The organism is Prevotella sp. HUN102 (assembly GCF_000688375.1).
GTDB lineage: Bacteria > Bacteroidota > Bacteroidia > Bacteroidales > Bacteroidaceae > Prevotella.
In genome coordinates, this window is sequence record NZ_JIAF01000004.1 from 1,661,002 (window position 1) to 1,675,326 (window position 14,325).

10 protein-coding genes are annotated in these 14,325 nt (G+C 43.6%); 7 read left to right on the plus strand and 3 right to left on the minus strand.

What is annotated here, in order from left to right; translation table 11 throughout:
- The first annotated feature begins 95 nt into the window (after positions 1–95).
- From P150_RS0112355 to P150_RS0112365, 3 genes are all read left to right on the plus strand, one after another.
- Entirely contained in the window at positions 96–1,403 is a 1,308-nt protein-coding gene (locus P150_RS0112355; RefSeq protein WP_028897953.1) for an inositol-3-phosphate synthase, read from the plus strand.
- On the plus strand, positions 1,387–4,101 hold the full coding sequence (locus P150_RS0112360) for a DUF5686 family protein (protein WP_081819328.1): 2,715 nt from the start codon (positions 1,387–1,389) through the stop codon (positions 4,099–4,101). Before P150_RS0112355 ends, P150_RS0112360 begins: the two co-directional genes overlap by 17 nt.
- A 168-nt stretch (positions 4,102–4,269) precedes the next feature.
- Positions 4,270–5,112: a pirin family protein gene (locus P150_RS0112365; protein WP_036932227.1), complete on the plus strand. Its 843-nt coding sequence runs from the start codon at positions 4,270–4,272 to the stop codon at positions 5,110–5,112.
- Between the two features lie 528 nt (positions 5,113–5,640).
- Here the strand turns inward: P150_RS0112365 and P150_RS0112370 are convergent.
- On the minus strand, positions 5,641–5,988 hold the full coding sequence (locus tag P150_RS0112370) for a hypothetical protein (protein WP_028897956.1): 348 nt from the start codon (positions 5,986–5,988) through the stop codon (positions 5,641–5,643).
- Positions 5,989–6,519: a zinc ribbon domain-containing protein gene (locus P150_RS0112375; protein WP_028897957.1), complete on the minus strand. Its 531-nt coding sequence runs from the start codon at positions 6,517–6,519 to the stop codon at positions 5,989–5,991.
- A 185-nt stretch (positions 6,520–6,704) separates the two neighbouring features.
- Between P150_RS0112375 and P150_RS17690 the strand changes: the two genes are divergently transcribed.
- Positions 6,705–6,857 carry a hypothetical protein gene (locus P150_RS17690; protein ID WP_155953011.1) on the plus strand — a complete coding sequence of 51 codons (153 nt, stop codon included), beginning with the start codon at positions 6,705–6,707 and terminating at the stop codon, positions 6,855–6,857.
- Between the two features lie 85 nt (positions 6,858–6,942).
- Here P150_RS17690 and clpB read toward each other — a convergent pair whose 3' ends face one another.
- Positions 6,943–9,531 (minus strand): ATP-dependent chaperone ClpB, encoded by a 2,589-nt coding sequence (clpB, locus tag P150_RS0112385; RefSeq protein WP_028897958.1) that lies wholly within the window; start codon positions 9,529–9,531, stop codon positions 6,943–6,945.
- A 605-nt stretch (positions 9,532–10,136) separates the two neighbouring features.
- Here clpB and P150_RS0112395 point away from each other — a divergent pair.
- From P150_RS0112395 to P150_RS0112405, 3 genes are all read left to right on the plus strand, one after another.
- Positions 10,137–10,829 (plus strand): carboxypeptidase-like regulatory domain-containing protein, encoded by a 693-nt coding sequence (locus P150_RS0112395; protein ID WP_028897959.1) that lies wholly within the window; start codon positions 10,137–10,139, stop codon positions 10,827–10,829.
- Entirely contained in the window at positions 10,826–11,446 is a 621-nt protein-coding gene (locus P150_RS0112400; protein WP_028897960.1) for a radical SAM protein, read from the plus strand. The genes P150_RS0112395 and P150_RS0112400 overlap by 4 nt, the downstream gene beginning before the upstream one ends.
- Before the next feature lie 255 nt (positions 11,447–11,701).
- The gene (locus P150_RS0112405; RefSeq protein WP_028897961.1) at positions 11,702–14,005 is read left to right on the plus strand and encodes a transglycosylase domain-containing protein; all 2,304 of its coding nucleotides are present in this window, start codon (positions 11,702–11,704) and stop codon (positions 14,003–14,005) included.
- The last annotated feature ends 320 nt before the right edge of the window (positions 14,006–14,325 follow it).

Sequence of the window (14,325 nt, forward strand, 5' to 3'; positions counted from 1 at the left end):
TGATAATCAATCTTTCGCTCATAGTATTTAAAATCAACAAATAACAATAAACGGTTTAGAATGCCGTTAATTAAAAAATAAAAACAACTGTAAGAATGAAACAGACTATGGTAGCCCCGGCAGTGGGTAAATTAGGTGTTATGGTTGTAGGTTGTGGAGCTGTTGCAACAACATTTATGACTGGTGTGTTGATGGCTCGCAAGGGCTTGGCAAAGCCAATCGGTTCTATGACCCAATACGATAAAATCCGTGTTGGTAAAGGTAATGACAAGAAATACTTGCCTTATGATGAGATTGTGCCATTGGCAAATCTCAACGACATTGTTTTCGGCACTTGGGACGTTTATCCACAAAATGCTTATCAAGCTGCTGTTTACGCAGAAGTATTGAAGGCAAAGGATATAGAGCCTGTTCGCGATGAACTTGAGGCTATCAAGCCTTTGAAAGCGGCGTTCGACAAAAACTATGCTAAGCGTTTGAATGGCGATAATGTGAAGGACTGCAACACTCGTTGGGATATGGTGGTGGAATTACGGAAAGATATCCAAAATTTCAAGAATCAGAACAACCTGAATCGTGTTGTAGTGATTTGGGCTGCTTCGACAGAAATTTATGTTCCGGTTGATGAACGCTATCACAACACGCTTGCTCAACTGGAAGAAGCAATGAAGGCTGACGACCGTGAACACATTGCTCCGTCTATGTGCTATGCTTATGCTGCCTTGAAGGAAGGATGTCCTTTCATTATGGGTGCGCCAAACACTACCGTTGATATCCCGGCTATGTGGGAATTGGCAGAACAAACAAAGATGCCTATTGCGGGGAAGGACTTCAAGACAGGGCAAACGCTTGTCAAATCGGGCTTTGCTCCAATCATCAAGACCCGTATGTTGGGACTTTCAGGTTGGTTCTCTACAAATATTCTTGGCAACCGCGACGGGCTTGTTCTTGACGAGCCGGCAAACTTCCACACAAAGGAAGTAAGCAAACTTTCTACGCTCGAAACTATCTGCAAGGCCGACGACCAGCCGGATCTCTACGGTAACATTTATCACAAAGTACGAATTAATTATTATCCACCTCGCAACGACGACAAGGAAGGCTGGGACAACATCGATATCTTCGGCTGGATGGGCTATCCGATGCAGATAAAAATCAACTTCCTATGCCGCGATTCTATCCTTGCTGCGCCATTGCTGCTCGACCTTGTTTTGTTGAGCGATTTGGCTGCACGTGCCGGCCGTTACGGCATTCAGCGTTTCCTGAGCTTCTATCTCAAGAGTCCGATGCACGATTATACGCAGGGAGAAGAGGCAGTGAACAATCTCTTCGAGCAATACACTATGCTCAAGAATGCTATTCGTGAAATGGGTGGTTACGAAGCAGATGAAGAAATTGACTAAAATATTTGAAAACAGGAAGCCATTAAAGAAGTTTTTAGAAGCAAAGACAAGCCTGTGCAACTGCATAGAGTGCTATCATTCCTTCGAATCAATACGAGGAAAAAGTGTTTGTTCTGTATTCTCTGACTTCTTGACTTCCGATATTACCAACTTAAGAGTAGCGAGAATCTTATCCTCGCTACTCCTGTTCTTTGTGTTCGCACTTGTTGCTGAGGCACAAAATATCCGTTGCTATGTCATAGACTCCCGTACCGGCGACAGCATTTCATACGCAAATGCAGTTTACCGCGATTTGAAAATAGGTGCATCGAGCGATGTATCGGGTCAATTTACCATTGCCCGACACAATGGAAAAACATTGGAAGTAACGGCAGTAGGCTATAAACCACGCAAGATAAAGATTAACGAAAAAACTCCGGACGAACTGGAGATTACGCTCATCAGCGATTCAAGACAACTTGAAGGCGTTGTTGTAAAGGCGAAGCGTCGTCGCAGGTATTCAAGAAAGGATAACCCGGCAGTAGAACTGATGAAAAGGGTCATTGCTGCTAAGAAAGAAACTAATTTGGAAAACCACGATTATTACCAGTATGACAAGTATCAGAAGGTAACGATGGCGATAAACAACCTTACTCCGGAAGAAATAGAGAAAGGTATGTTCAAGAATGCGCCTTGGCTGAAGGATCAAATAGAAGAGTGCCCTTACAATAACAAACTGATACTTCCTTTTTCTGTGGACGAAACGGTAACTCAACACGTTTACAGAAAGAATCCCAAAGACGAGAAAGACATTATAAAAGGACAGACAACGAAGGGTATTTCGCAGTTGATTCAGACAGGTGGCGCACTCAACACAGTTGTAAAGGACATCTTTAAAGACATTGACCTGTATGACGACCAGATAGAATTATTGCAAAAAAGATTCCCTTCGCCTATTGGTTCTACGGCTATTTCATTCTATCATTTCTACATTGACGATACGGTTATGGTAGACAACGACCGATGCATCCGATTGCAGTTTATGCCTGCCAACCAACAAGACTTTGGTTTTCGTGGCGAACTATACGTTTTGAACGACAGTTCCCTGCACGTGCGTAAATGCGATATGCAGTTGCCTGCCAATACGGGTATCAACTTTGTGGATGCGATGAAGTTCCAACAGGAATACGAAAAACTTTCCAACGGCGAATGGGTATTAAAGAAAGACGTAATGGTGGCAGAATTGGAACTGACCGACCTTCTGCGTCGTGTCATTGTCATCCGAACAACTGGATTGAAGGATTATGCCTTCGAGCCTATTGACAAGAATCTTTTTAAGGGCAAGGCGGCAGTTACCTACGATCCTAATATGAAGATGCGTGACGAAAGTTTCTGGAATGAGCATCGTACTGCCGAACTCACAAAGAGCGAGGAGGGAATGGGCGATTTTGTGAAGCGAATGGGAAAGACAAAGAACTTCAAGTTTGTGATGTTCTTCGTGAAGGCATTTGTGGAAAACTTCATTGAAACCGGTTCTACGGAAACTCCCAGTAAGGTGGATATTGGTCCTGTAAACACCTTTGTTTCCAAGAACTTCGTAGACGGAATCCGTCTACGGGCAGCAGCACGCACTACCGCCAACTTCAATCCTCACTGGTTTCTCGACGGTTACTATGCCTACGGCACGAAATCGAAACGCCATTACTACGGGGCAAAGGTAACTTACTCGTTCAATAAGCCTGAATATCAGCCTATCGAGTTCCCTATCCGAACCCTTTCATTGGAATCTTATCGCGATGTAGAATCGCCTTCAGACAGATATCTTATTCATAATAAGGATAATATATTTATGACTTTCCGTCCGGTAAAGGTCGAGAAAATGTATTTCTATGACCGTCAGATGCTTAATTTCCAATGGGAAACCGAATACGGACTCGGAATTACATTTAATCTCACGGCAGAAAGTAATCGGCCGATAGGCGAACTCGTGTACGAGAAAATGGACGGAACGATTATAGATAAGGTCAGAATGACCTCAATGTCTGTCGGTTTCGATTATCGTCCGGGACAGAGCTATATCAATTCAAAGCAGAATCGGGTAGAGGTAAATCTCGACGCTCCACAATATACTTTAAAGCATAGGGTAGGCGTGAAGAATTTGCTCGGTAGCGATTTCAAGTACAACCTTACCGAAGCATCCGTTTATAAGCGTTTCTGGTTAGGCAGTTGGGGACACTTCGATACGCGTTTGAAAGCTGGTGCTCAGTGGAACAAAGTTCCTTACCATCTGCTCATTATGCCCCCTGTGAACACCTCTTACTTTGAGCATCAAGGCACATTCAATTTGATGGAGAATTTGGAGTTTCTCAACGACCGTTATGCACTGTTCAATCTTGCTTGGGACTTGGAAGGAAAAGTTTTCAATCGTATTCCTCTCGTCAAGAAACTGAAATGGCGTGAATACATTGCACTCAAGGGTATGTGGGGACATCTGACGGACAAGAACAATCCTACGCTCGCACAGAATGCAAACGATACGGAGCTTTATAAGTTCCCTGTCGGCACGAAGGTTATGACACACGATCCGTATCTTGAATTTGTAGTTGGTGTGCATAATATTCTGAAATGTCTTGAAATAGACTATGTTCGCCGACTCACTTACAATGTTCCGGGCATTTCCAGAAACGGTATCCGATTCGGATTCAATCTGGTGTTCTAAGCTAAAATCTATAAAAAATAAGTTTAGAAAGGACAGCATCCACGACAGATGCTGTCCTTTTTTCTTGCCTTTAATGCCGATTCTGCAACTCTGACATACATATACAGACTGGCAAGACTTTTGTTTATATAGCAACGAAACATTAATGAAATAAGAAAAAAAAGGATAATGAAAGAAAGAAAAATAATACAGAAAGTGCAGGGAGTGAAAGCGACGGATGGCGCAGGTGTAAGGCTCGTGCGAGTGTTGGGACACGAAACCATCTACGACTTTGATCCGTTCCTGATGCTCGATTCATTCGACAGTTCCAATCCCGAAGATTATCGCAGAGGCTTCCCCGAACATCCACATCGTGGCATCGAGACCGTGAGTTTCATTGCGAAAGGAAAGGTGACACACAAAGACCATTTGGGAAATGAGGAAACCATCGGCGACGGCGAAGCGCAATGGCTCACAGCCGGCTCGGGCGTTTTCCATTCGGAGCAACCGGGTGGCGACAGTCTGTTGGGATTGCAGTTGTGGCTGAATATGCCCAAGAAAGACAAAATGACAGCTCCTCCTGCCTATCGCGAGATTGTGAGAGACGAGATAAAGGAGTTTCCACTTGAAGGAGGCAAGCTAAGATTGCTGACGGGCGAATATCAGTGCCACAAGGGTTTTCAAGGAAAATACATTTCATTGGATTATTACGACATTCATCTGGAACCGAACGTAAAAGTTTCACTCAATGTGAAAGAAGGCAATACGGTAATGATTTTCACGCTTTTGGGCGATGTTGTGTCAGGAGGAACCCACGTCAGCGAAAAGGCGGCTGCCCGTTTCGACAACGGAGATACCGTAACCATCGAAGCAGGAAGCAATGGAGCGCAGGTTATGCTGATGTCTGCAAAGCCAACCAACGAACCGATTGCGTGGTATGGTCCGATTGTTATGAACAGTCAGCAAGAGATTCGCAACGCTGTTCACGAACTTAATAACGGTACATTCATCAAGGCTACCACGCAATATTGATGGTTTGCATTTTAGAAAACATAAATAATTATCCTTTGGAGCAATGCCTCCAAAGGATTTACAGCCTTGTTGGTCTCCATTCGACTATTCCGAACTCAGATATTTTGTAAAAACTGATTACCCAAAAACACTCATTATTTTTCTTCCATTTAGAGATTTTCAAGCCTTGTTTTGATGATTGAAATTAATTTTTCGGAATATTGGAATACGATTGTTCGAAGATAGAAAAGCATTTTTGCGAAGAATGCACGCCATTTGTCGGAAGATTGCAGAATGAAAATACGAAGAAAGGAGTAAAAAATAAGGCAGATAATCCTTATTTATTGTTCTGAATGCGAACAAATACAGAATGCAGCAATGCACAAAGGAGCAGCGCAGAAGCATATGTGCTTGATGCTTAGTTTTTTATCTTTGCACACTAAAAAAGTGCATTTTTGAAAAATAAAAATATTTTGTGCAGAATAATGAAATTATACAGAGGGTTTTGTAAAACTTTCTGACAGTTCTGAAAACAAGAAATACAGAAGTTTAATATGGATTTCTGTTTGCTCTCTTTTTCTTTCTAAGGTATTTTATCCAAGCATACGGCTTGCGTTTCTTCAGATAATCAAGGTCGTCCATATTTCCGTAAGCCTCGCGCTCAAAGGAAATACTGGTGTATGCACGGCCTTTCATAGGAATGCGGATGAGCCATTCCACGACATACCAGACATAGAAAGGCAGGAAAAGCATTTCCATCATCTGCTTCGTGTGAATCCTCTCGTGGTTGATAAGTTCCTCGCTCAGCATCACTCCGGGATGAACAAAGAGCATCCCGAAGAGATTGATGGCGTCATAGTTTCTTGCCGGAATCCGTTTCGTTCTGAATATTCTCATTTATTCAGTTTCAATAGTCTCAACGTGAGGTCTCGGAGCAGCAGGCGAAGCCGATGCAGAAGAAAATTCTGAACTCGAAGTGCTGCTTTCGCTTGCGCTGGAAGCTGCATCGGATGAAGCTGAACCAGAGGCATCGTTGCGTCTTGCACTGTGGGATTTTCTACGAGTTTTGCCACGAATGCTCGAGAAAACCTTGTCGGCTTCTTCTTCCGTAACTATGTCTGTGGAATCCTTCACAGCTGCTGTATCAACTGCTACTGTGTCGAAGGTTACCACAAACTTGTCGGCAAGTGTGGAATCCGGCTCAATTGCGGTCTGCGTATATTCAGGATCGTGCTGATGATTAATGTAATAGAAGAATCCATAACCGGTAAGGAAGATGGTTCCGATGATGATGAATATCACCAGACTACGGCGCAAAGTAGGCTCATCCTCTTCTCCGTGGTTGTGCTCCTCGTGTAGATTTTCTCCACAATGAGGGCATTTTTCTTCATAATCTTCTATTTCTGTATTGCAGTTTGGGCACTTCATATGCGTGAATCTTGTTGTATTTATGGGACAAAGTTACATTAAATCAGCCATAAATCAAAATAAATGAGTCTATTTTGTGTGAATCTTCATTTGCTCATTTCCACAGAAAAGAGTATCTTTGCAGCCATATAGAATCGTTTCCTATACCTACGAACTCAACATTAACAACAGAAAATCATAATGAAATGAACAAGAAAAATCATCTTCTTTATATCTTCATTGCCTTTATACTGATTTTCGGTGCTTTATGCCTTGGTTATCAATACGGCAAAAGTTGTGCAATAAGAGACAATCAGAAGGCTGCAACAGGGAATGATACGGTGCTGATAGTGCCTTGAAAGGAATGAAACGGAGGATAAAAGTAAACGAGGATACACCCCTCTCGGGCATATCCTCGCTGTTTAATGTGTATTTAGCAAAAAATTAATTTCTGAATACCAGACCATCGCCAAAGTAGTCGATAATGATTGGCTTTTCGCGACTTACTTTTTCGGCAAGCAGCGACTTGCTGAGGTCGTTGAGCACGTAGCGTTGGACGGCTCTCTTCACTGGTCGGGCACCAAATTCCGGATCGTAACCCACTTCTGAGAGATAGCCAACGGCATCGTCGGTCCATTCCAAAGCAAAACCTTGTGGTGCGAGCATTGCCTTTGCACGCTCCAACTGCAAGCGAACAATATTGCCGATTTCCCTCTTTGTAAGCGGCAGGAACATTATTGTTTCGTCGATACGGTTGAGAAATTCGGGTCGGATATTAGCCTTCAGCAGATCCATTACATCGAGTCGTGTATCAGCAATCCACTTCTCTCGGTTTTCATCCGTAAGGCTGGAGAACTTCTCCTGTATATATTGTGAGCCAAGGTTGGAGGTCATTATGATGATAGTGTTCTTGAAGTTCACCACACGTCCCTTGTTGTCAGTGAGATGGCCATCGTCCAATACCTGCAAGAGAATGTTGAATACGTCTGGATGTGCCTTTTCAATCTCATCGAACAGCACTACGGAGTATGGTTTGCGTCGAACAGCTTCGGTCAGTTGTCCACCTTCGTCGTAGCCAACGTAGCCCGGAGGCGCACCGATAAGCCGGGAGACGCTGAATTTCTCCTGATATTCGCTCATATCGATACGTGTCATCATCGTTTCATCGTTGAAGAGATAATCTGCCAAAGCCTTTGCAAGCTCGGTCTTACCGGTACCGGTGGTGCCCAAGAAAATGAAGGACGCAATAGGTTTCTTCGGGTCTTGCAGTCCGGCACGCGAACGGCGGACAGCATCAGCCACAGCCGTGATGGCCTCTTCCTGACCAACGACGCGCTTGTGCAGTTCTTCCTCCAAATGAAGCAGCTTCTCACGGTCGCTCTGCAACATCTTTGTAACCGGAATACCAGTCCAACGGCTCACCACTTCTGCGATATCGTCTGCCGTAACTTCCTCACGAACCATTGCCGAACCACCTTGAGTGGCTTGCAGTTGTAACTGAATGTTGGCTATATCATCGTTGAGTTCCTTCAAGCGGGAGTAGCGAATCTCTGCCACACGTTCATAATTGCCTTCACGCTCAGCACGTTCTGCCTCGTATTTCAGTCTTTCTATCTCCTGTTTGTCCTGTTGAATCTTATTGACGAGTGCTCTTTCGCCTTCCCATTTGGCACGATAGCTGCGTTCCTGCTCCTTCAGTTCGGCAATTTCCTTGTCTAATTGGGCAATCTTCTCGGTGTCATTCTCACGCTTGATGGCCTCCCTTTCTATTTCGAGCTGTTTCAGACGGCGTGTGATTTCGTCCAGGTCCTCTGGAACAGAGTCGCGTTCCATTCTCAACTTCGCAGCAGCCTCGTCCATTAGGTCGATAGCCTTGTCGGGAAGGAAACGGTCTGAAATATAACGTTCGGACAAGCGCACGGCAGCGATGCAGGCATCGTCCTGAATGCGCACCTTGTGGTGGTTTTCGTAACGCTCTTTCAAGCCGCGGAGAATTGAAATGGCATCGAGTTCTGATGGTTCGTCCACCATAACAGTCTGAAAGCGACGCTCCAAAGCCTTGTCCTTCTCAAAATACTTCTGGTATTCATTCAGCGTTGTAGCACCAATGGCGCGAAGCTCGCCACGAGCCAAGGCAGGCTTTAGGATGTTGGCTGCATCCATTGCTCCCTCACCACCACCGGCTCCAACCAGAGTGTGGATTTCGTCGATGAAGAGAATGATGTTGCTGTCTGAATTGGTAACTTCCTTAATGACGCTTTTCAATCGTTCCTCGAACTCGCCTTTATATTTTGCACCTGCAAGCAATGCACCCATGTCGAGCGAATAGAGTTGCTTGTTCTTCAGGTTTTCAGGCACATCGCCACGAACAATTCGCCCTGCAAGTCCTTCAGCAATGGCTGTCTTACCAGTACCTGGTTCTCCAATGAGAATCGGATTGTTCTTGGAACGGCGCGAAAGAATCTGCAAGACCCTGCGAATCTCTTCATCGCGCCCGATTACCGGGTCGAGTTTGCCTGCACGTGCATCTTCAACGAGATTACGGGCGAACTTCGAGAGAGCCTGATAATTCTCATCACCACTCTGCGTCTGCACCTTCTGTCCTTGACGAAGGTCGTTGATGGCTGCGATAAAATCCTTTTCGGTGGCACCTGCATCCTTTAGGATTCGGCTTGCGCTGGAGTTCACTTTGAGTAAGGCCAGAAGAATCGGCTCTATACTCACGAACTCGTCGCCCATCTTCTGAGAAATATCCATCGTTTCCTGCATTACCTTATTCGCTTCGTTGGAGAAGTAAGGCTGTCCGCCGGAAACCTTTGGTAAATGATGGATTTCATTCTGAACGGCAGTTTCCAAAATCTGCGCATTCATTCCGAGTTTCTGAAAAACGTAGTTTACCACGTCCTTTCCCTTATCCATTACCCCGGCCAATATATGAACCGGTTCGATGGCCTGCTGTCCGTTGCGCTGAACAAGGTTTACCGCGCTCTGAACAGCCTCTTGTGCCTTGATTGTAAATTTGTCGAATGTCATAATTAAATCTCCTTTCTTAGTCTCCTTGTCGCTCTGTCATCGGTAAGAGCTGCTCGGAGGTTATGTATTTTATGTTCTGATAGCTATTAGTCAAAGGGTGTGCCTCATACGTAAATTTGACAAAATGGCATAATTGCAAGACAATTTGTCTTACGTTTGCGATTCTTGAATGATTTCTCCATCCGTCCATTGTCTTTTAAAGTTCATTCATCGAACTGAATTTATAGGATGCTGAAAACAATTAAGTTGTATTTATAACACTCTAAAATACATTAAGCTCTATGAGCTGTATAATTAACTGATAATCAGTTGGTAAAAGATTGGTTTTCAAATGTGCGAAGAATGCGTTCCATTCTTCGCAAGAATGCAGCGCAAACGTGCGAAGATTGTTCTGCATTCTTCGGTTATTTGCAAATAGTGTTTCCGCCAGCCTGCAATGTGATAGTTTTTCAGCTAAGTTAATGCTGCTGTTTTTTGCATAAATAAGCGAAAATTGTGAGAGAGAAAACTAACAGGCAGAATTAATTCATTCAAATCAGGTTGTTTAAATCTTTTTTTCTATCTTTGTAATCAGCATATTATAAATGAATTGAGGAGAGAATGATATGTATGAAGGAAAAGCCAAATGCGAAGTACTGAAAAGTATTCGGCAGAAGATTGCCGACAGTAACGGAATCCGATACACACCTTGTGAATGTCGCCACGAGGGCGATTGTCCGGGCAGTTGCCCTGCCTGCGAACAGGAGATTCGCTACATAGAGAATGAATTGAGAACACGCAGAAAGCAAGGCAAACTGCTGAAGATTGCAGGTGTGGCAGCCGGAGTTACGGCTATCCTTTCACCGATTAGCATACACGCGCAAAATGTAGGGCAACCAAGTCCATTAACACCGGTTTTGCGTTCACAATTAGAGACTCTGAAAGTTGTGGATTTCTCCAACGGAAGCGAAGATGCAGTTGTGGTTCGGGGATTGGTGTTGTTTGCATCTGATAGTTTGCCTGTGGCAGGTGCTTCCATTATCTATGATAAAACTAAAGGTGTAGCGACAAATATCGATGGGCTGTTTGCAATCAAAGTGCCTCACGATGCAGAACTGCTGTTCAAGTATATCGGCTGTGCAGATAAAACTTTAAAGGTAAATGAGCTGAAGAATCTGGATTCGACAGTTGTTTATATAGATGAACTTGAGTCTGTTTTATGTGGCGAGGTAGTTGTTGTTAAAAATTACGATGATATATATTATCGGAATATGAACAGCAAACCTAAATCTCATAAAGAGAAAAACAAGGACGAATGAAAGCCCCACTTATCGGCATAAATCGGCATAGACTGGCGACGGATGGAGTGGGAGTAACCACGCTTGTGGCTTTCCACGGTTGTCCGTTGCAGTGCAGATATTGCCTGAATCCTCGATGTTTACAGGCTGACGGCATTTGGCGCACCATCACTCCCGAAGAATTATATGGCGAAGTGGAAATAGACGATATTTATTTTGTGGCAACAGGTGGCGGCATCTGTTTCGGAGGTGGCGAGCCTTTGCTGTACGCCGACTTCATAGAGGCATTCTTTCGGCTTATGAATCCTGAATGGAAACTTGCAATCGAAACTTCGCTAAATGTTCCTCTCTCATTCCTCAGACGTGTTTCCGCACTTGTGGAAACTTTTATCATAGACGTGAAAGATATGAATGAGGATATTTACAAGGCATATACGGGAATTGCGAATTGTAGAGTGATTGACAATCTTAAATGGATGGTTGCAAACAATATGGCAGACCGTTGTATAATTCGTCTTCCGCTGATTCCCAGTTACAATTCTGATGAAGACAGAAATGCAAGCGAGGCAGTATTAAAGGATATGGGATTCAAATATTTCGATAGGTTCAATTACGTCAAATCCACGTTTGTTCTTTAGATAATCGAAGCAAAAGGGAGGTTGTCTGCAAGGAATGCAAGATACTGACCATAGCAGAATGTTGTGTAAAATGGATAGAATTTTCTACTGTTGTAATGAGATAGATCTGGAAAGTTGAGCAGCAAATAATTCTAAAATATCACAATATTTATTTTGTTTTTTTTTCAAATTCAACTATCTTTGCACATATTTGTATATGGTGTGGAAGGACTTTTAGGAGTTTTCGGCACATAGAACTCTTGACGAAAGAATAAAATGAGAAAACATATTGTACACATCCTTTGGGGAATACTGATTTTTGTTGTGGGTTTTACCAGTATCTTCTTTATCTCAGTATGGAACGGATGGATTGGCTATATGCCGGATATGGAGGAATTGTCGAACCCTATCGACAAATTCGCCTCACAGGTGTATTCTGCCGACGGCAAGCATATTGGCACTTGGAATCAAGACAATGCCAATCGCATTGCTATTGATTACAACAATCTTTCTCCTCACTTGGTTCACGCATTGGTGTCTACGGAAGATGAACGGTTCTATGAGCATTCAGGAATCGACTTCATTGCCTTGGGACGTGCCGTGGTAAAGCGTGGCGTGATGCGTCAGGCGAGTGCAGGTGGTGGCTCTACCATCACGCAACAGTTGGCGAAGCAGGTTTATTCCGAGAAAGCACACAGTACGCTTGAGCGTTTATTGCAGAAACCTATTGAGTGGATTATTGCCATTAAGTTGGAGCGTTACTTTACCAAGGAGGAGATTCTTGCGATGTATTTCAACTACTTCGATTTCCTTCATAATGCTGTCGGAATCAAGCGGGCAGCTAATATTTACTTCGATAAGGAACCACGGGAACTTACCGTGACGGAAGCTGCGACGCTTGTTGGGCTTTGTAAGAATCCATCTATGTTTAATCCACTTCGCTATGAAGACCGTTGCCGCAACCGTCGCAATGTGGTTCTTTCGCAGATGCTGAAATGTGGCTACATTGCTCGTGAGGAATACAATGAATTGGTTCAGCGTCCATTGGGTATCAAGTACACGAAAGCTAAGCCGGTTGATGGTTCCGGAGATTATTTTCAGGCATTTCTCCGTCAGTATATGATGGCAAAGAAGCCTGAAAAGGAAAATTATCCGGAATGGCGCAACCGTGAATTTGTAATAGATTCCGTGGCTTGGGAACAAGATCCGCTTTACGGATGGTGCAACAAGAATCAGAAGCGTAACGGCGAGAACTACAATGTGAACACGGATGGTCTGCGAATCTACACTACCATTGACACACGTATGCAGCAATATGCCGAACAGGCAGTTAGAAAGCACGTTGGTGGTTATTTGCAGGGAGAGTTCAACAAGGCCAACCGATACAAGAAGAATGCACCGTTCTCTTCAAATATCTCCAGAGAAACCATCAAGGCTATCTTGAATAGGTCGTGTAAGCTGAGTACTCGTTATCTGACGTTGAAAGCACAGGGCGCAACCCCAGAGGAAATTCAAAAGAGTTTCCGTACGCCACACGAAATGACATTGTTTACCTATCACGGAAATGTAGACACGGTAATGACACCGATTGACTCCATCAGATATTACAAGTCGTTTCTCCGTTCGGGATTTATGAGTATGGAAGTTCATACGGGTGCTGTGAAAGCCTATGTTGGCGGTATTGATTACGAGCATTTCAAATACGATATGGTAATGAGTGGTCGGCGTCAGGTCGGCTCTACCATCAAGCCATACCTTTATGCACTTGCAATGCAGAATGGTATGACACCTTGCAGTACTGCTCCTAACGTGCAGCGCACTTATGGCGGATGGACACCAAGAAACGGTTCACGCGCAAGATATGGCCAGAACGTGCCTCTGCGATGGGGATTGCAGCAGTCAAACAACTGGATTTCAGCCTACCTTATTAATTTGTTAGGTCCATCGCAGTTTGTGAATATTCTGCACGACTTCGGATTCAACAATCCTGACATCGACAAAAATACTTCACCTGTTCTCTGTCTCGGTCCATCTGAACTGTCAATCGGAGAAATGTGTAGTGCCTACACAACTTTTGGTAATGATGGTGTAAGATGTGCGCCGATGTTTGTAACGAAGATTGAAGACAGCCACGGCAATGTTATCGCAAAGTTCCAACCATTGATGAACGAAGTTATCTCTTCTGAAAGTTCGTATAAAATGCTTGATATGCTTCAGGCGGTGGTTGATGGTGGTACTGGTAGCAGGCTCCGTACACGCCACGGACTGAAGGGACAGATTGCCGGTAAGACTGGTACAACCAATAACAACTCTGACGGTTGGTTTATGGGACTAACTCCTGAACTTGTTAATGGTGTATGGATTGGAGGAGAAGACCGTGATATCCATTTTGATAACAATGCAATAGGGCAGGGAGCTACATTGGCACTCCCTATTTGGGGATATTATATGAATCTTGTCTACGATGACAAGACGCTGCATTATAATCCAAATGCGAAGTTTGAAATACCAAAGGACTTTGATTCGTGTGAATCTGTGGATTCAATATCTATCAACGGCATTCAAGAAATATACTTCTAATGCTGTATTTTACCTTCTCATTATGAAAAAGTGTATAAGATAGTGAAAATTAGAGAATATGATAAATTAAGATACAAGACAAATTATTAATAAGATAAAAGATATATACTGAACCTTTTAATGCTAATATCAAACAATAAAAACATCAATAATTTTCTCAAAACAACTAATCTTTACAGACAGGCTCGTGAGAGTCTGTCTGTTTTTATCCCAAATCGGTCATTAGAATTTTTGATAGAAAAATGTCATAATATGCTAACAGAATCGCGCGAAATACAGTATAGCCGTTAACCATGGTGCGCATATTCTACTGGTTCCGT

Bases quoted from the DNA above. Each gene is read 5' to 3' on its own strand.
- P150_RS17690 (WP_155953011.1), top strand. From the start codon at position 6,705: ATGAACAAGAAAAATCATCTTCTTTATATCTTCATTGCCTTTATACTG.
- P150_RS0112375 (WP_028897957.1), bottom strand. From the start codon at position 6,519: ATGAAGTGCCCAAACTGCAATACAGAAATAGAAGATTATGAAGAAAAA.
- P150_RS0112395 (WP_028897959.1), top strand. From the start codon at position 10,137: ATGTATGAAGGAAAAGCCAAATGCGAAGTACTGAAAAGTATTCGGCAG.
- P150_RS0112400 (WP_028897960.1), top strand. From the start codon at position 10,826: ATGAAAGCCCCACTTATCGGCATAAATCGGCATAGACTGGCGACGGAT.
- P150_RS0112365 (WP_036932227.1), top strand. From the start codon at position 4,270: ATGAAAGAAAGAAAAATAATACAGAAAGTGCAGGGAGTGAAAGCGACG.
- P150_RS0112370 (WP_028897956.1), bottom strand. From the start codon at position 5,988: ATGAGAATATTCAGAACGAAACGGATTCCGGCAAGAAACTATGACGCC.
- P150_RS0112405 (WP_028897961.1), top strand. From the start codon at position 11,702: ATGAGAAAACATATTGTACACATCCTTTGGGGAATACTGATTTTTGTT.
- P150_RS0112355 (WP_028897953.1), top strand. From the start codon at position 96: ATGAAACAGACTATGGTAGCCCCGGCAGTGGGTAAATTAGGTGTTATG.
- clpB (WP_028897958.1), bottom strand. From the start codon at position 9,531: ATGACATTCGACAAATTTACAATCAAGGCACAAGAGGCTGTTCAGAGC.
- P150_RS0112360 (WP_081819328.1), top strand. From the start codon at position 1,387: ATGAAGAAATTGACTAAAATATTTGAAAACAGGAAGCCATTAAAGAAG.